The sequence below is a fragment of the Nocardiopsis sp. NPDC006938 genome, assembly GCF_042869555.1.
GTDB lineage: Bacteria > Actinomycetota > Actinomycetes > Streptosporangiales > Streptosporangiaceae > Nocardiopsis.
Genome location: NZ_JBIAGA010000001.1, coordinates 558,780 through 575,879, shown reverse-complemented (window position 1 = coordinate 575,879; position 17,100 = coordinate 558,780). Strand labels below are relative to the sequence as shown.

General features: G+C 70.8%; 15 protein-coding genes. 4 read left to right on the top strand and 11 right to left on the bottom strand.

Annotated features, from left to right (window positions below):
• Window positions 1–77 precede the first annotated feature (77 nt).
• The gene (locus tag ACFYL4_RS02470; RefSeq protein WP_387515831.1) at window positions 78–1,784 is read left to right on the top strand and encodes an ABC transporter family substrate-binding protein; all 1,707 of its coding nucleotides are present in this window, start codon (window positions 78–80) and stop codon (window positions 1,782–1,784) included.
• Window positions 1,785–1,986: 202 nt separating this feature from the next.
• Window positions 1,987–3,138, top strand: coding sequence for a right-handed parallel beta-helix repeat-containing protein (locus ACFYL4_RS02465; RefSeq protein WP_387515829.1), 1,152 nt, complete (start codon window positions 1,987–1,989; stop codon window positions 3,136–3,138).
• 34 nt (window positions 3,139–3,172) lie between these two features.
• Here ACFYL4_RS02465 and ACFYL4_RS02460 read toward each other — a convergent pair whose 3' ends face one another.
• The 11 genes from ACFYL4_RS02460 to ACFYL4_RS02410 form a co-directional block, all read right to left on the bottom strand.
• On the bottom strand, window positions 3,173–4,000 hold the full coding sequence (locus ACFYL4_RS02460; protein WP_387515981.1) for a hypothetical protein: 828 nt from the start codon (window positions 3,998–4,000) through the stop codon (window positions 3,173–3,175).
• A gap of 188 nt (window positions 4,001–4,188) precedes the next feature.
• Entirely contained in the window at window positions 4,189–4,554 is a 366-nt protein-coding gene (locus ACFYL4_RS02455) for an endonuclease domain-containing protein (RefSeq protein WP_387515827.1), read from the bottom strand.
• 686 nt (window positions 4,555–5,240) lie between these two features.
• Window positions 5,241–6,323, bottom strand: a complete 1,083-nt coding sequence (locus ACFYL4_RS02450) for a pilus assembly protein TadG-related protein (RefSeq protein WP_357769268.1) — start codon at window positions 6,321–6,323, stop codon at window positions 5,241–5,243.
• A 265-nt stretch (window positions 6,324–6,588) separates the two neighbouring features.
• The gene (locus ACFYL4_RS02445) at window positions 6,589–7,266 is read right to left on the bottom strand and encodes a vitamin K epoxide reductase family protein (protein ID WP_387515825.1); all 678 of its coding nucleotides are present in this window, start codon (window positions 7,264–7,266) and stop codon (window positions 6,589–6,591) included.
• Window positions 7,263–7,958 (bottom strand): thioredoxin domain-containing protein, encoded by a 696-nt coding sequence (locus ACFYL4_RS02440; RefSeq protein ID WP_357769264.1) that lies wholly within the window; start codon window positions 7,956–7,958, stop codon window positions 7,263–7,265. The genes ACFYL4_RS02445 and ACFYL4_RS02440 overlap by 4 nt, the downstream gene beginning before the upstream one ends.
• Window positions 7,959–8,033: 75 nt before the next feature.
• Window positions 8,034–8,405 (bottom strand): hypothetical protein, encoded by a 372-nt coding sequence (locus ACFYL4_RS02435; protein WP_357769263.1) that lies wholly within the window; start codon window positions 8,403–8,405, stop codon window positions 8,034–8,036.
• Window positions 8,406–8,490: 85 nt separating this feature from the next.
• Window positions 8,491–10,995, bottom strand: a complete 2,505-nt coding sequence (locus tag ACFYL4_RS02430) for a glycosyltransferase family 4 protein (RefSeq protein ID WP_387515823.1) — start codon at window positions 10,993–10,995, stop codon at window positions 8,491–8,493.
• 854 nt (window positions 10,996–11,849) lie between these two features.
• On the bottom strand, window positions 11,850–12,356 hold the full coding sequence (locus tag ACFYL4_RS02425; protein WP_387515821.1) for a hypothetical protein: 507 nt from the start codon (window positions 12,354–12,356) through the stop codon (window positions 11,850–11,852).
• A gap of 216 nt (window positions 12,357–12,572) precedes the next feature.
• Window positions 12,573–13,097 (bottom strand): hypothetical protein, encoded by a 525-nt coding sequence (locus ACFYL4_RS02420; RefSeq protein WP_357769257.1) that lies wholly within the window; start codon window positions 13,095–13,097, stop codon window positions 12,573–12,575.
• 9 nt (window positions 13,098–13,106) lie between these two features.
• Window positions 13,107–13,739 (bottom strand): OmpA family protein, encoded by a 633-nt coding sequence (locus ACFYL4_RS02415; protein ID WP_387515820.1) that lies wholly within the window; start codon window positions 13,737–13,739, stop codon window positions 13,107–13,109.
• Window positions 13,740–14,237: 498 nt separating this feature from the next.
• Window positions 14,238–14,450, bottom strand: a complete 213-nt coding sequence (locus tag ACFYL4_RS02410) for a hypothetical protein (protein ID WP_357769253.1) — start codon at window positions 14,448–14,450, stop codon at window positions 14,238–14,240.
• A gap of 499 nt (window positions 14,451–14,949) precedes the next feature.
• Here ACFYL4_RS02410 and ACFYL4_RS02405 point away from each other — a divergent pair, with 499 nt between their 5' ends.
• Together ACFYL4_RS02405 and ACFYL4_RS02400 are read left to right on the top strand one after the other, a co-directional pair.
• Window positions 14,950–16,086, top strand: coding sequence for a TIGR04222 domain-containing membrane protein (locus tag ACFYL4_RS02405; protein ID WP_387515818.1), 1,137 nt, complete (start codon window positions 14,950–14,952; stop codon window positions 16,084–16,086).
• 352 nt (window positions 16,087–16,438) lie between these two features.
• Window positions 16,439–16,933, top strand: coding sequence for a hypothetical protein (locus ACFYL4_RS02400; protein ID WP_387515816.1), 495 nt, complete (start codon window positions 16,439–16,441; stop codon window positions 16,931–16,933).
• Window positions 16,934–17,100: the final 167 nt, after the last annotated feature.

Here is a 17,100-nt window from a genome sequence, read left to right as displayed (position 1 = left end):
CGGACCCGCGGCCCGACACGGGCACGAGGCCAGCGCCGCCCCGCGCGCTGGCCGACACTCACAGAAGGAAGATCCCCATGCGAATCGGGAAGGCGCGGTACCTCGCACCCGCCGCCGCCGTGGTGCTGCTCGCCAGCGCCTGCGCGAGCGGTGACGGCGACAGCAACGAGGACGCCCAGGAGCGCGTCGCGGCACTGGCCGCCGAGGACCTGAACCCGGCGCCCCGCGAGGACCTACAGGAGGGCGGCACCTTCGTGTGGGCCCTCAACGAGTACGCCGAGCAGCACAACATGGCGCACACGAACGGCAACCTGGCCAACGTGCGCCGCACCGCCGCCGCGGTCCTGCCGCGCACGAGCCGTTTCGGCGCCGACGGCACCAACGAGCCGCTCACCGACTACGTCCTCGACTACGGCGTCAGCGACGACGGCCTCGAGGTCTACTACGAGCTCAACCCCGACGCGGTCTGGTCCGACGGTGAGCCCATCACCTCGGAGGACTACGAGGCCAACTGGATCACCCGCTCCGGTCAGCGCGACGGCGACTTCCAGGTCGGCTCCACCGTCGGTTACGACCGCGTCGACGAGTTCGTCATCGAGGACGACCTCAACTTCAGCCTGAAGTTCGAGGAGCCCTACTCCGAGTGGCCCGGTCTCTTCAGCCCCCTGTACCCCGCGGAGTACATGGAGGACGAGGAGCTGTTCGAGGAGGGGTACAGCAAGGCCTACCCGGTCACCGCGGGCCCCTTCGGCGACGTGGAGTTCGACGACGTCTCCGAGCGCATCACGGTCACGAAGAACGAGGACTGGTGGGGCACCCCGGCCCTGCTGGACGAGATCATCTTCGACTCCATGGGCAGCGACGCCCAGGCCCCGGCCTTCAACAACGGCGAGGTCGACGGCTTCTACCTCGGCTATGACGCCGCTGGCTACGAGCTGATCAAGGACCGTGAGGGCACCTACCTCACCGAGGCCGTCAACCACGGTCACCGGTTCATCTCGCTGAACGGCGGCAGCCCGCGCCTGGAGGACGTCCGCGTTCGTCGGGCGATCTCCCTCGGTATCGACACCGACGTCCTGTCCCAGGTCAGCCTGGAGGCGGTGAACTGGCCCATCACGGGTGAGGTCAACCGTCTGCTCCGCTCCAGCCAGTTCGGCTACCAGGACAACAGCGAGGGCTACGGCGAGTACGACCAGGCGACCGCCCAGGAGCTCCTGGACTCGGCCGGCTGGACCCTCGATGAGGGCGAGACCGTCCGCACCAACGAGGACGGCGACTCCCTGACCCTCGACTGGGTCGTCTCCGACGACCTCGCCGTCGCCCAGGACGAGGGTGACATCGCCAGCGAGATGCTCGCCGAGATCGGCGTCGAGGTCGTGGTCCAGCAGGTCCCCGGCAACGCGCTCTTCCCCGAGTACGTCATCCCCGGCAACTACGAGATGGCCAGCTACGTCCTCACCGGCACCGACCCCTACGCGGGCGGCAGCAAGGGCAACTACGGCATGCCCAACGCGGACGGCGAGTGGGGCAACAACCTCGCCCGCACCTCCAGCGAGGAGATCGACGGGAAGTTCGACGAGCTCATGTCGGAGACCGACCCCGAGCGCTACGCCGAGCTGGCCAACGAGATCGACCGCCTTCTGTGGGAGGAGGTCGTGACCATCCCGATGTTCGAGCGTCCGGGTCTGTGGGCCCTGAACGAGGACCTGCACAACTGGGGTGAGTTCGGCCTGGCCTCGGACTACGTGTACGAGGACATCGGCTGGGCCAAGAAGGAGGACTAGTCGTCACACCCGCACGAGCACGGTGAGTGTTCGCGAAACGTGACAGTGAGGGCGTCGGCCCCCTTCGGAGGGGGTCGGCGCCCTCGCGCGTATCCGGAACCGGCCCCGGAGCGCACGGCCGGTGTGTCCGGTGTCTCCCGCCGCCTGAGAGAATCGGTGGAGCCCGACACCTCCCCCCGCCCCGCTCGTTGGAAAGTTCCCGATGCGACCCCACCCTCTCGCCGCCGCATGCCTGGCGGTCCTGTTGTGCGTGGCCCTCTCCTCCTGCTCGCGTCAGGAGGAGGACACGGACGACACCGCCGAACCCCCCGTCGGCGCCGCCCTGGATACCGACACCGGTGAGGCCGACGAGTCCAGCGCGCCGCCGGACAGCGACGACGCATGGCCCTTCGGCGCCCCCGTCGGCTGGGCGGGCCAGCCCATGGCGGCCGCCCCCGCCGACGAGGAGGAGACGGAGGGGGACAGCGGTGACGAGGACACCGGCGACACCGACGCCGACGAGGACACCGGCGACGAGGCCGACGCCGACCCCGCCGAGGACGCCCCGGACGAGTATCCGGGCGTGACCGGAGGGGCGGCGGGCGAGACGGTGACCGCTGCCGACGCCGACCAGCTCGCGGAGTACCTGGAGGCCGAGGAACCCCTGGTCGTGGAGGTGGAGGGCGAGATCGACCTCGACGGCAGCGTACGGGTCGCCTCGGACAAGACCCTCCTGGGCGTGGGGGAGGGCGTCGAGCTCACCGGCGGCGGCCTGGTCGTGGACGGCTCCGACAACGTCATCCTGGCCAACCTGGGCATGGACTCCCCGGGCTCCGCGGTCGCGGTCCGGGGCGGCTCCCACCACGTGTGGGTCGACGGTTCCACCTTCTCCGGCGGCGGTGACCACGCCCTGGTCACCGTGGCCGAAGGCGCCGACCACGTCACCCTCTCCTGGAACCACTTCACGGACGCCGAGTCCGCGATCACCGTCGGGGGAGAGGACGACGCGCCAGGAGCGCTGCGCGTGACCGTGCACCACAACTTCTTCGACGGCACCTCCGAGAGCCATCCCAGCGCCCTCAACGCCGAACACGTCCACGTGTTCAACAACTACTTCCGCGCCGTCTCCGAGTACGGCGTACGAACCTCCTTCGGCTCCCAGGTGCTGGTCGAGGGAAACTACTTCGAGAACACCCCGGTCTCGGTGTCCACCGGGTCCGACGAGCCGGGCAACGCGGTCACCCGCGACAACCTGCTGGTCGACTCGGCCCAGCCCGAGCCGCGCGGCACCGTGCCCGACCCTCCCTACGCCTACGAGCTCGACGACACCGTCAACGTTCCGGAACTGGTGATGAGCGGGGCCGGAACCGACTGACCGCTCCGTCCGGGCGGCCGGGACCGACACGGACTCACGGGTCCACGGGGTGGAAGTCGTAGGTCTCACCGAACCCGTTCAGCGCGGTGTACGCGAGTCTTCGGGGATGTCCGGACTCGTCCAGCCAGAGGTCGAACCGGGCCTCGGGGACCTCGATCAGGACGTTGCGGCCGGTCTCGGGCAGGTAGTCGCCCGCGACCGTCGCGAAGGTCCCCGCGTACCGGTAGGCGGTGTGGGTACTGGCCCCCACCTCCCGCGTGCTCTCGGGAAGCCGGACCTCCTCCGTTCCCAGCAGCTCCACCCCGGTCGCGGTGTCCACCAGGTCTCCCAGGAGGCCCAGGACGAACTCCTCCGAGCACAGCCGCTGGTCGGCCCTGGTGGGCAGGTCCAGCACGGTCATCCCGGGCAGCCCCTGGTCGGCGTTGATCATGAAACCGGTGCCCGGCAGATCGTAGCGGTAGACCCGCACGCCGTCGGCGGACTCGAAGTAGTGCTCGAACGTGGTGTCGGAGGCGGGCTCGTGCCGGGCCCACCCCCGGACGGGCTCCTCGCCCCCGACGGTCCGCGTGTAACTGACGTGGAACGCGGGGGCGTTCCGCACCTCCCTGACCGCCAGTTCGAGGAACACCTCCGGGTCCGAGGGGTCGGCGTCGACGGCGCGCATCACCGAGGACTCCGGTCCGCCCGGGTCGGTCGCGGAGGGCGCGGCCGCATCCTCGTCCAGCGTCAGCCGGGCCACGCCCCAGCCGCTGGCGACCGTGGCCAGACACGCCAGGGCCACAAGCAGGCTCAACAGCCAGTCGGCACGCCCGGGGGCGGTGTCCTCCGGCTCCTGCTCCGTGGACGGCAACGACGTCGACACTGACAACGCCTCGATTCTGCGGCTCGGTGATGGGTGGTACCGCCTACGCGGAGTACGACGCCGTAACGCACCGCTCTGTTCGGGGGCGGGCGAACATCATCGCCCGCACCGACGACGAACGGGCCTCGTCCACCTCGGTGCCGCCGGGGCGCCGCCCGCCCGTGGCCGTACCGGGCGGCCCGCGGAACCTACCCCAGGCGCGGGGGACGGCGCTCGACACCGTGAACCGCCCGCCAGACCCGGGCGGTCCGTTCGGGCGACGCCGACCAGCCCCCTTCGGTGAGCGCCGCCACCAGCTCGCGCAGGAACGCCGCCGGACGGGCGCACAGGTCGTGCACACCGATCGGGATCACGGTCCACCCCTCCGCCCGCATCGCCCCGTGCCGGAACCGGTCGCGGGCGCGGTCGGCGGGAAGCGAGTGGTGGGCCGCGCTGTCGTACTCCACCGCCACTCGGTAGGCGGGCCACCCCAGGTCGGCCCTGAAGTCACCCTCGACAGTGGGGACCGGGCACTGCGGCAGCGGCCGGGGCAGGCCCGCCTGGTCCAGCAACACACGGGTCCAGCTCTCGGCGGGGGACTGGCTGCGCCCGTCCGCCAGACCCAGTGCCCGCCTCAGTTTTGCCCCGGGAGGCCCGGGGGTGCGACAACGCGGCCGCGCGCAACCGTTCGGCGGTGGTGACCCGCAGCGCGAGGAAGCGGTCCAGCGCGGCGGTGGCGGCGTACAGCGACACGGACAGCGCGGCCACGTCCAGGGCCGTCCGCGCCCGTGCGGTCACCCGCACCCCCCGAACCCGGTCGCGCTCGGTCTCGGGCACGTACTGACGGTGCGCCACGACCCCGGCGCGGGCGGCGCCCGCGACTCCCGGGGGCAGCGCCACGTGCGGTCGCTCCCGGGTCACGGAGGTGCCGCGCGGGTGCAGGTCCACGCCCCAGACGTAGGCCGCCGTTCGGCCGAAGGCCACCGCGTCCGGCGACAGTCCCGCCAGGACCGGGCGCAGGGTGCGTAACAGGAGGTCGTGGTCGGGGAGGGGGCCGGACAGCGGCGAGCTCCGCGCTGGCGGGGGCTGCGGACGGGCCCCGCGCGGCCGGGGAGCGGCACGTGGGAGCGGGAAGAGCGGAGAAGGACCAGAGGGAGCGCGTCGGTCTCGCGTCATACGTCCAGGTTCGGCGGCCGGAGCGCGTCGGACAAGCCCCGGACGCGACCTGTGGACAACCCCTCGGCCCTGACGTCTTCCGTGGTCACCGGAACGGCGGCGGACCCGCCGACAGGTGGATGTGGTCCACGTGGTCCAGGGTCGGGTCGTCGAAGAACCTGTTGGCCGGCCGCCTGACCTCCATCCACCGCCCCGGGAGGTCCTTGCTGGGACTCCAGATGTGGTGGTCGTAGATGATGCCCTTGACGTTGAGGTCCCCGGCGTTCGCGATCAGGAAGTCGATCACCTCGATGGCGGTCGCGTCCATCTCCGGGGTCGGCGTTCCCCCCGGTTCGGCCATCATGTAGTCGACCGCCTCGCCGTACCCGTGGTCGCTGCCGCTCTCGTCCCGGTAGCCGCCCGCACTGAGGTAGAACCCGGGAAACTCGCGGTTGAGCGCCTCGTGCGCGGCGCACATCTGGGGGTGCAGCCCGCCCAGGGAACCGCAGTCGGTGATCGCGCCGCCGCCGAAGACGGAGTTCGGGTCGAACCGGTAGCGGCCCTCCTGGTCGACGAGGTGCACGTCGAAGAGGGCCGAGGCCTGGCCCTGGTCGGTGACGGCCCGGCCGTCGCACACCAGACCGTCGTCGTCCCGCCCGCAGTCCGCGGACAGGTCGATGATCGCGATCGCCGCCGCCGTGCCCCGGAAGGACGCGTCGGAGTCCTCCTCACCGTCGCACACCACGTCGTTCCAGGCGCGGGTACCGTCCTCCGACAGCTCCTTCTGGCAGAGGGCGCCGCGCACCTCCACCCGGACGATGTTGCCGAAGCGGCCCATGACGTTGTCGCTGGCCCGGATGTCGGTGAGCACGGCGCCGTTGTCGCGCGCGTAGGTCCGGGCCCGGGACTCGGCGACCTCCTCGTCGTACCTGGGCATGGGGTGCACGCCGTCGGCGAGCTCACGGGCCGCCTGGTCCCGCAACCCCGCCACGGCAGCGAGCACGGCGGCGTCGGCCGCGGTCTGCGCCCGCGAGCGCAGGTCGTTGGCGGCACCCACGCGGACGAACAGCACGGTGAGGGCGAGCAGGCCCAGAGTCATGCCGAAGAGCAGGAGGACGTTGGCCTGTCCGTCGTCGCGGCGTCCCAGGAGACGGTGTCGGCGTACCGGGGAGGAGGGGGGCCTTCGCATGGTGTCCCGGGGGTTCGGTCTCCGAGAGGAGGACGGGTGGACGCACGGGGACGGCGGGGTGGCACGCCTTCTGCCGCACGCACACCCCTGTCCGGCGCAGCTTAGCCCGCCCGGGCGGGGCGGGTAAAGGCGGCGGCCGGGGCCTGTGGACGACCACCGCCGTCACCGCAGGTGACGGCCTCGGTACGCCCGGGTCCGGACATGGTCCCCGCTGGAACGGGCGCCGCCGCGCGCGGCGACGCCCGCACTCGGCGGGTTCCGGGCGCTACACCAGCGTCGTCCAGTAGCTCCAGAAGGCCTGGGCGATCGCGCTCGCGATCACCACGCCCCACACGGTGAGCACCACCGTGTGGTTGCGGGCCAGCACCCCCAGGGGCGCACGCAGCGCGATCGGCACGGGAAGGTGCCCCGAGCGGAGGTTGTGGAGCGTGACGTACCAGAAGACCGGGATCATCACCGCCCACACCACCATGCAGTACGGGCACAACGCTCCGATCCGGTACAGGCTCTGGAAGATCAGCCAGTGCACGAAGACCACGCCGAACACCGTCCCCGCCTGCAGGCCCAGCCAGAACCACCGCCGGAAACCCGGGTCCGCCTCCCAATCGGAGCCCGCGCGGGCGAGCAGGGCGGCCCCGACGGCCGCGACGACGGCGAAGCACGCCACCCCGACGAGCGGGTTGGGCATCCCGAACACCTCGGCCTGCGGTGTCGTCATCACCGTCCCGCAGGACAGCACCGGGTTGAAACTGCACGCGGGCACGTGCTCGGGGTCGGCCAGAACACGGATCTTCTCCACCAGGAGCGCGCCCGCCGCGACCAGGCCCACCAGCCCGCCGACCAGGAGCAACCACGGCAGGGCCCGGCTGATGACCGGAGTGTCGGCCCCGGGCAGCGGGCGAGGGGCGTCGGGCGCCGCGCCGCGCACGGACGCGGACCTCACCCCAGCTCCGAGTCGATCATCGCGGACAGGACCTCGGAGCTCGGCATGCTGGGAGCGAGGCGGCCGTTGACGAAGATCGTCGGGGTGCCCTGCACACCGAGCAGTAGTCCGTCGTCGAAGTCCGCCTGGACCCGCTCCTCGGTCTCCTCGGACTCCATGGTCGCGACGAACTCGTCCATGTCGAGGCCGAGGTCCTCGGCGAAGCCCACGAACACCTCGCTCTGGTCCTGCCTGGACTCGCCCCACTCACCCTGGGTCTCGAACATCCGCTGGTACATCTCCTCCAGGGCGTCCTGCTGGGCGGCCGCCTCCACGGCGGCGGCGGACGGCCTGGAGTTGAGGTGCCCGGGCAGCGGGAAGTAGCGGATCACCATGTTGATCCGGCCGTCGTAGTCCTCGCGGATCTGCTCCATGGTGTCGTACTGGGCGAAGCAGGCCTCGCACTCGAAGTCGAGGAACTCCACCACCGTGACGGCCGCGTCCTCGACCCGGTCGAGATGGCGGCTGTCCTCCCGCACGAGCACACTGGCGGGGGCGGTGGGCTGTTCCTCCGGCGAGGCGCCGGGGGCGGTCGGTCCGGCGGCTCCCTGAGCCGCCCCGGTCCCGTCGTCGCGGTCCAGGTAGACGAGCAGGCCGATGCCGAGGACGGCGACGCAGAGGAGACAGAGGGTGATGATCAGGTTCTTGCTCATTGAGGGTTCCCGTGGTCCGTTGAGAATGAGGGCACGCGTGTGAGCCCCCGCGCGGGGAGGGGCTCTTCGGTACTCCTAGACCCGCTGGACGCAGAGGAGGGTGAGCAGACGGCAGCCGTGCGGCGCCGCGGGACCCTCGCGGGCGCGGCGCCGGGAGGGCCCGATCTGGGGCATCACGGGCACGCACAGGACCAGGGCCGACCCGAGGGCGAGCAGTGGCGGCGCGGTCAGCAGCCCGCGCTCGTCCGGGGTGGGGCAGGCGTGCGAGAGTGCGGGCTCCTCGGGGGAACCGGAGGCCACCGACCACTCCACGGCGACCCCGCCCCGGCCCTCGCCGGACGGACCGGCCCCCGGGTAGCACAGGGCGCACAGGAAGCACAGCACGACCACGGCCACCAGGGGCACCACCAGGGTGCCCCACCGCCGTGTCACGCCGTGTGCGTTCATGAGGGGAACTGTAGCGGTGTGTGCGCGGATGTCGAGGCCGGGGTGCGTGACCCGCCGGTGCCCCGCGCGTACCCCGTCGACGATCTCAGTGGACGCGTCGGCTGACGGCCTCCACCACGTGCACGTCGGCGACGGTGATCCTGAGGTCACCCGAGTCCAGGGGCGAGACGGTCACCGAGCGCACGTAGGCACCTCGGCTCCACCGGCGGGCGGTCAGGGCCGGAACGGCCTTGGCGCCCAGTTTCGCGAGGGCACCCGCCGGCCCCGCCTTCAACCTCACCTGCCACGAGGTCCGCCGCACCGGCGCTCCCCGGTGGTCATCGTGCTCCAACAGCGGAAGCACCCCCACGAGCCGCCCCTCCCGCCGACCCGGGTGGGCGGGCAGGGCCTCCAACGGGTACCGCTGGCCCGCACCGCCTCCCCGCACGACCTCCAGCGCGAAGCTCGTGTCCTCGGGCACCGCACCGCCGAGGAACACCTCGAACGTCAACTGGTCGCCGTGACGGCCCATCGGCCGCACCCGGGCCCGTTCCACCGGCAGCGACGGCGCCAGCGGCGCCGTCAGCAACCCCAACCGGTCGTTGACCGTGTAGTACGGGCGTACCCGGCTGCCGACGCCCCGGGCCGGGCGCACCCGTTGCGGCGCGTACTCGATGATCTTCTTGTAACCGACCACCCCGGACAGGTGTCGGCCCACCGTGTACTCGGTGCCGTCCGACAGGACCACCCGCATCTCCCACTTCTCGGAGTCGCCCTCACGCCCCCGCACCACCAGCTCCGGGGAGATCACGGCCGTGAACGCGCCTCCCGCCGCGACCGCGGAGGGGAACTCTCGACGGGTCTGCGGAGAGGTCCGCAGCCGCACCACGAGCCGGGCGCGCGCGTCGGGCACCCGCCGCCCCAGAACCCGGCCCTGCACGGTGATCAGCCCGTCCGCGACCTCCACGTGGGAGATCTCGGCGTGGTGCGCGGAACGGCGCACGTGCAGCACGAGACGGCCCTTGGCGGACCGGACCGGGATGACCAGCGACAGCTCTCCGGTCCGCTCGGGCGCCAGCGGGAAGCCGTGCTGGTGGATCTCCACGTCCCGCACGGCCTCCTCCGCGCCGTCGTCCACGCGGGACACCCGCCAGACTCCGGTGACCAGGCCGCCGGGGTGTCCGTCGACGTCGGAGGACTCCTCACCCGTGCGGGAGGCGTCCACCACCACGCGGCCGTCGGAGTCCGGGACCAGTTCGACCCTGCGCCCCGGCTTCGAAAGGACCACGAGCTGCGGGACCCGCCCGCCCGCCCTGCCGGGAGTCTGCTCCGCCGGGCCGAACGAGAGCACCGTCACCCCGTCGGGGCCGACCGCCGCCCGGCAGGAGACCGGCGGCTCCGTCCGGGGCGCGGGCAGGACGGGAACCGCCGGGGACGGAGCGCCCATCCCCGCGAGGTCGAAGAACAGCTCCTCGTGCAGACGCACCACGTTGGCCGGATCGAAGCGCTCGGAGTCGGTCAGCGCCGCCCGCGACATGCGCAGTCGCAGAGCCTCGTCGCCCATGAGCCGGGCCAGGCCCTCGGCGATCCCCGGCGCCGACTTGTTAGGCACCAGCAGACCGTCCTCGTGGTCCCGGATGATCGACGCGGGACCGTGCGGGCAGTTGGTGCTCACCACCGGCAAGCCCGACCGCATGGCCTCCACGATGGTCATCCCGAAGGGCTCCTCGCTGGAGGTCACCGCCGCGAACGCTCCCTGGGCCCACGCCTCCTCGACCCTCGGATGCGGCCCCATCAACCAGACGCGGTCCTGGAGCCCCAGGGAACCCACCAGCCTGCCGAGCGCTCCGCGTCGGCTCCCCCGACCGTAGATCCGCAGCGTCCAGTCGGGGAACTCCTCACTGACCATCGAGAACGCCTGTACGAGGAGGTCGTGGCGTTTGCTGGGGGCCAGCCTGCCCGCGGCGACGATCGTGCGCGTGTTGTGCCCGTTCACGGTGAAGGGGGGCGCGGGCACCGAGTTGGGGATGGAGAGCAGCCGTACCCCGGGCAGGGGCATCCGCGCCGCGTAGGTGCGCGCGTCGGCCTCCGTGACAGTGACGAACGCGTCCAGGTTGGGGTACTCGGCCGCCATGACCCGGCGCAGCTCGTCCGAGTGCTGCTCGTACGTGAGGTGCTCCTGGCCGACCTTGATGATCCGGCCGGGGGCGGCCCGCGCGATCACCACGTTCAGCCCGGGACGGGTTCCCACCACCACGTCGGCGTCGGTGGTCGCCAGGTACTCCCGCAGGCGGTCGTCGGTCAGGCGGCTGTGGGTACTCGCACGGCCGTCCTCCACGGGGAAGAGCAGCGGGGGGAGCCCGGCCCGTTCCGACCCCTCGTACAGCGGGCGACCGTCCACTCCGGCCGCCTGATCGTCGTGTCCGCGCACGTCCACCAGCGGGCGCAGCCTCACACGCGCCGGGACGGGCAGGACGGGCTCGGCACGGTGCCGGAACACCGAGACGATCTCGACCTCGTGCCGGGCGGACAACGCGGCCGCCTGGTTGGCGACCGTGCGCACGGTACCGCCGATGCCGTACATGTCGTTGATCAGATAGGCGATCCTCATCGCGCCCCCAGTCCTCGGAACCGCTCGCGCGGCATGCACGAGGCGGCTCCGACCCCCGTTGTCCGCACCGATCCGTGCCCCGCCCCGGGGCGGGGACCGAGGGATCAGGCTATGGGCGATATGGGGCCAAAGGTCCGCATCTGCCCCGTGATGTCCAAAGGTTTGCCGCCCCCTGTGGGTGCTTTGCGGCGGGCGGCGCTGCGCGAACGCGAGGGCGGACGCCCCGGCGTGGAGGGGTCCGCTCCCCCGCCCCCCGGTGGGGGGAGCCCGGTGCGAGGGCGGGGGAGCGGTGGGGGGAGACAGCGTGGTCGGGGCCCAAGGAATCCTGGACCGCGGCCGACACGGGTGCTTGGAGACCCTCCAGGCCCAAGCACCCCGGCCACGGAACCCGACTCGCCGAGGCGGGGCCCGCCCCCCGCGTCGGTGCCGTCTCCTGGTCTGTGTCCGCCCGTCTCCGCAGGGACGGACCATGCGAACGCCCTGATGCCCGACGGCTCACCGGCGGTGCGCTCCGCGCGTGCGTCTGTTCGGATTCCAAGGCGTGATCCCTGACGAGGTGGGGGAACTCGTACTGCTACGTGGGGTCCCCAGCACGTAGGGGGCACTCGAGCTGGACCGTGAACGGATGCCTGCCCCCAGCGGATGAACGCTGTTTCGACCGAACAACGCCCGGTGGTTGACCCACCTACGACGTCTCGCCGGGAGCAACGCAACGTTGCTTGTGAAGGACACTCTGCCGGATATCCGGACCAAAATCGTGCGCTGAGGGCGACTTCCCGTGGCCGAATCCGGCCACCGTGGGGAAACACCAGGTCGCACACGGTGAGAGAATTCGAGCCCCCGGCCCGCCGCGCCTAGTAGGTACCGGTGCTCTGCCAGTACCGCCAGGCCGCGCACGGGGTGCCGTACGTGGCCTGGATGTAGGACAGTCCCCAGCCGATCTGCGCCGACGCGCTGCCGTCGAACCCCGAGGGCAGGGCACCGTGCTGGGCCGGGTTGAACCCGACGATCCCCCGCGCCCCCGTCGTCGGGTCCACCATGCCCGCGTCCCAGGAGGACAGCGCGCTCCAGAAACCGTCCAGGCAGGTCCACTCCTGGTCGGTCCAGTTGTAGGGGTCGGCGGCGGCCGCCTGCATACCGAGGTTCTTGTTGTCACTCGTGTCCGAGCCGCCCGACCCCCACTCGAACTGCTCCGGTTCGTCCGGACGGTCCTCGTCCACCCAGGTGCGGTCGCCGCACCCCGGACCGTTGACCAGGCACACCATCTGCCGGACGCCGTCGTTGAAGCTCGTGCTCACCTCAGAGGCGTAGACGGTCGTGATGATCAGCGCGGCGAGCAGGAGCGCGGCTCCGGTCTCCACGAACGCCGCCCCGCCGTCCTCCCGGCCCGCCGACCACGGTCGCGCCCGCCGATGGGGCCGCGCCCGCGGCTCCGACATCCGGGGCGGCCGGTCGCGTCCGTCCGAACGGTTGGGAGGGCGGGTGGAGGAAGGCCGTCGCGTGTCCCCGAGTTCGGGGGGCTGAGGGGTGGTCAACTCCGCCTCCGGAAGAGTCCAGGAGTGAAAGTGGGGGCGTTTTCAGGATAGGGGAACGTCCTCGATCGGGTCGAACCCCGGGATCTCCAGGTCAACGGATTCGACGTCCTCGGGAACGGAGAACATCGACCAGTAGACGACCTTCTCCCCCGGCCTCAGGAAGTTCTTGCTGTCCATGGAGTTGTTTCCCGAGCAGAGGCAGTCCCCGGCGCTGTCCATCACGGGGTGAAATCTCGTTCCCTCATTCGAGGAAAGGATGGTGACCCCCGAGTAGGCCATACGGTTGCTGTACATGTAGGTGGTTCCCTGGGGCCAGTCGAAATCGACCTCGGAACTGCCCTGGTTCTCCACGCTCCAGGTCAAGGAGAGAAGGTTCCCGGATGCGTTTCTCTCCGCCGCGTGGGCCTCCGCGGTCAGGCCGGAGCTGATCGAGTCGGTGGATTCCGCCGTCCCCAGGGATTCGAGGTCGGTCTGCGGTACGGGCGCGGCGAGAACGCTCGACGCCGCCCCGAACGGGAGCAGCAGCGCAAGGGACGCCGCCCAGGTCCCTCGGAGTCTCAGGTTCATTGTGCGGCCCTACTTCTCGAAGGTGACACTGACTCGGCGGTTGCGCTCCCGACCCTCTTCGGTCGTGTTGTCGGCGATGGGGTCGGCGGAGCCGTGACCCTCGACCTCGAACGTGACTCCCTCACGGGTGATGAGGTCGTTCAACGTGGCCTCCACGCTTTCCGCCCGCTCCTTGGACAGCGGAGTGTTGACGGAGTCGCTGCCGGTGTTGTCCGCGTGTCCGTCGACGGAGATGACGGAAGAGCTCGCGTCGTCGATTTCCTGGGCCACCTGCTCCAGGATCTCCTGGGCCTCGTCGCTGAGATCGGAGCTCCCGGTCTCGAAGAGGACGTCGGAGGAAAGGATGATGCTCACCTCGTCCCCGCTCTCCGAACGGCCCGTCTGGTCCTCGTCCACGCTGTCGGAAAGCATGGTCAGGTCGAGGACCCGGGGTTCGGCGAGGTCGTTGGTGTCGACGGACTCCGCAACCTCGGTGATCGGGATGTCGAACATGGGAGGTGTCAGGGGAGTGGTGACCGTCATCCTGTCGAGTTCTCCACCGTCTCCCGGGTAGATCACCCACAGGTCCTGCGTCGTACCGCTCTCGACCGCTCCGCTCAGCGCTCCACAGAAACAGCTTCCGTCACTGAGCTCCTGACTCAAGTACCGTTTCTGGTTCGCGTCGTCGATGAGGGAGATGGCGCTCCCAGTATTGCGTTCGGTGCCCTCAGCCAGCCCAACTCCGACATCGAAACTGGTGTCAGAGGTGTTGGTGATGCTGACTCGGAGTCTGAGTAGGCCGTTCTGAAGCCTCTCCAGGGCGGTGACCTCGACGAGGAGTTCTGGGCCGACTTCCGTGGAGGTGGACGACGAGCTGGCGAGCGCGTCGGGAGCGCCGGAGCCGGGGCCGGGACCAGATCCGGGGGCAGGTGACCCTGTCGAAACGGGCGGGCTGCGGTCAGGGTTTCCCGGTTCTTCCGAACCGACGACACAGCCGGTCGCGCTGAGGAGGATGAGAGTACTGGCGAATCCTGCCCAAGATACTCGGTTCCCCAGAGGAGGTCTCTCGGTTCTCGGGGGCAATGTCTTCCCGTTCCTCTGTCCGCTGGTCGACATGTTCCGTTTTACGCTCCGCGTTGGTCGTGGCCCTGCGGTCCTCGTCTATTCCGACCGGAAAATCCGATCAATAGCGGACGTCATTCCGTTGACGATGCGATTCTCGAGGCCGGAGGTCATGATGACCCCTGCCACGAGAGCCACGAAGACGATGATGGCGCCGTATTCGATGAACCCTGCGCCCCTGTCGCTCTTGCGGTACGCGATGGGCAGGCTCAGCGTGATGAGGGTCGCCCACAGTCGGTGCAAGCTGTGCATGGGATCTTCTCCTCGAAGGGCCGCGGGGTTGTGTGCCGCTGCCTGGATCTGCCTCCGGTGCCCGGAGTGTTGGCTCACCGGGGTCCCGGGGGTGGGGCCTCAGAGGCTACAAAACCCCACTATGTGACACGCGGTCAGGTGCATCCCCTGAGATTGGCCGGATGTGGCCAAGCGAATTTCGGCTCTGGAGATCATGGGTTGGGTGAGAAGTGCTAGGGGGAGCGGCGTTCAAGGGCGCGGTGCCACTCGTGCCCGAATGATCGCACATGGTGTCCGGGTTCCTCGAGACATGGTGTGTCTGTGCAGGGGGCGCGGGTGCGTTCCGCGAAGGGGGCTGCTGGAAGGTGACCGCCCAGGCCGGAGGTGTGTCGGGTCGATGGTATTGAATTGTCCCGTTCCCGCCTCCTCGTCCCCTCGGGGTCGCCCCCGCCCCAGCTGAGGATTCTTCCGGTCGGCCCCCTCGGGTCGGCCTCCCAGAAAGGCCCGAATCTTGGACGCCATGGTGCTGATTCCCCTGTTGGGGGCCCTGTCTGGCCTGGCCGTCGGCGCGTATCCGCTGGTCAAGGTCGTCACCGCGCACCGATCCATCGCTGCCGCGATCTCGGCGGTCCCCGTGCCTCGGGTGCGGCAGCGGCCGCAGGACCTCACTCCCTCGGAGCTCGCCGGTCTCGTGGGCGGTGCGACCCGGGTCGGGGAGGTCGCACTCATGGACCTGTTCCTGTCGGGTCGTATCCGGCGTCAGGCCAGGGGAGGGTTCTTCACCCTGGTCGGCCCGTCGAACGCCTATGTCACCGAGAAGGATCAGGTCCGCAGGGACATCGTCAAGGCGTTCAAGAACCGGACCGGTCTGACCGCACGCGGGATCATCCGGACCGCCACCTTCAGCCGGGGGGTCGACCGGGTGCGCGAGCGGCTGGCCGAACGGCGCCTGATCGCCCATTCGGGGGAGCTCACCAAGACGCTGGCCGACTTCCATGACGGGGGGTGGATCGCCCAGCGGCTGTCCTTCGTGGGGTCGGGACTGGTGGTCGGGGGCCTGGTCCTGGTGGGTGTGCGGGAACCGGACGGGTGGTCCGTCGCGCTGGTGGTGCTCGGCGCCGTCCTCTCCGTGGTGAACGGTCTGGCCGTCGCGTTGTACCTGGCCCGGGGAGGGCGGAACGCCTCCACCAGGACCCCGGCGGGGCGGGAGCTGGTCGGGGAGGCGGAGGTGGACTTCGCGGTCAGTGGCGCCCGGGGGCGGTCGATGGAGCGCGAGGTGGCCCTGCGGTACATGGCCGTGGTAGGACTCGGGCGTATGGGGCGGGAGGCCGGGCCGAGGCGTCGCGAGCGCGTCGGCGGTGGTGACGACTCGGTGCGGGTGGTGACCGACACCGGGTCGGTCCGAGTGGTCCAGGAGAGTCGTCACCGGGTGGGGGAGGAGACCCCGCAGACGCGGGAGGGCCTCGAACTCGACTGGGCGAGCCTGTGCGAGATCGCGGAGCTGTGCTCGGTGGGCGGGGACAGCGGTGGTTCCGGCGGTTCGGGTTCGGGCGGAGGCGGTTCCTCCGGTGGTGACGGTGGTTACGGCGACTCCGGGGATGGCGGGGGGAGCGACTCCGGCGGTGGCGGTGACAGCGGCGGCGGGGGCGGCGACTGACGGCCGGCGGCGGATTCCCGCCCCTGGAAGGGCGCCTGGGCTGTGCTTCCGCGACCGCGTAACCTGCGAACGGATTGGCCTCTCGGAACCGGGGAACCGAAGAGTGAACCGGTGGAGCGCGTGGGGCGCGTAAGTAGGAGGGGGCGGGTAGGGGTCGGGGGCCCGGCGATGCGCCGTGCGCATGGTGTTCCGCTCGGCGGTGAGCGGGAGCGGCGGAGCTGCGAGGGTGGTGAGGGCGTGTGGGGCCGTGCTCCTCGATCCGGGCCGGTGGCGATCCGACCGGCTCCGCTCCCCGCCCCGGGCGTCCCGGGCCCCGACCGAATCCTGTCCCAACCCAACCGAGGAGATTCCCATGGCTGCGGAACCGGAGGCGGGGGAGTGGTTCCTCCGCTACTTCGCGCCCGAGGAGCTGGACCGGCTCGAGCAGTTCCCGGTACGGATTCCCACCGGTCACGAGTTCGGCCTGCTGGGCCTGCTCGGCGCCTGGCACACCCATGTGCGCAGGCTCCGGGAGGACCTCGACCTGTCGGACGCCGACCCCTCCGCCTGTGGCGTCCACGACCTGGTCACGGCGCTGGTCCTGCGTGACTTCGTCGACCGGGGCATCGCGACGCTGGGTACGGAGCACACCGCGAGTGTGGACGCGGCCCTGGCCGACGCGGACGAGCGGTTCCGACGCCTCACGGAGGAGGACGGCACCGAGCGGCTGGCGCTGGCCGAACCCGAGGTGGAGGGCAGGGTCGCGGAGAACTGGTGGTGGAGACGCATCCCCCTCAGCGGGCCGGCTCGTAGGGAGCTGGACCGTGTGGCCCTTCGTGAGCAGGAGGGCCGGTCGGGCGGACGCTAGTCGGCGCGACGAAAGGGACCTGCGGCGGAGTCGGGTTCGGGAGGTCGGCCGGCCCTGGTTCCGAGCCGGGTACAAGTGTGGGGCGGGGCCTTGGGCCCCGCCCCACACCCCAGTGACCGGGGAGAACGGTTCCGGGCCCTGCCTGGCCCGGAACCGCGCCCTTGACC

Excerpts from the sequence above, each read along its gene's own strand:
- ACFYL4_RS02430 (WP_387515823.1), bottom strand. The coding sequence starts at position 10,995 with ATGAGGATCGCCTATCTGATCAACGACATGTACGGCATCGGCGGTACC.
- ACFYL4_RS02400 (WP_387515816.1), top strand. The coding sequence starts at position 16,439 with ATGGCTGCGGAACCGGAGGCGGGGGAGTGGTTCCTCCGCTACTTCGCG.
- ACFYL4_RS02405 (WP_387515818.1), top strand. The coding sequence starts at position 14,950 with ATGGTGCTGATTCCCCTGTTGGGGGCCCTGTCTGGCCTGGCCGTCGGC.
- ACFYL4_RS02440 (WP_357769264.1), bottom strand. The coding sequence starts at position 7,958 with ATGAGCAAGAACCTGATCATCACCCTCTGTCTCCTCTGCGTCGCCGTC.
- ACFYL4_RS02410 (WP_357769253.1), bottom strand. The coding sequence starts at position 14,450 with ATGCACAGCTTGCACCGACTGTGGGCGACCCTCATCACGCTGAGCCTG.
- ACFYL4_RS02420 (WP_357769257.1), bottom strand. The coding sequence starts at position 13,097 with ATGAACCTGAGACTCCGAGGGACCTGGGCGGCGTCCCTTGCGCTGCTG.
- ACFYL4_RS02450 (WP_357769268.1), bottom strand. The coding sequence starts at position 6,323 with ATGCGAAGGCCCCCCTCCTCCCCGGTACGCCGACACCGTCTCCTGGGA.
- ACFYL4_RS02470 (WP_387515831.1), top strand. The coding sequence starts at position 78 with ATGCGAATCGGGAAGGCGCGGTACCTCGCACCCGCCGCCGCCGTGGTG.
- ACFYL4_RS02435 (WP_357769263.1), bottom strand. The coding sequence starts at position 8,405 with ATGAACGCACACGGCGTGACACGGCGGTGGGGCACCCTGGTGGTGCCC.
- ACFYL4_RS02465 (WP_387515829.1), top strand. The coding sequence starts at position 1,987 with ATGCGACCCCACCCTCTCGCCGCCGCATGCCTGGCGGTCCTGTTGTGC.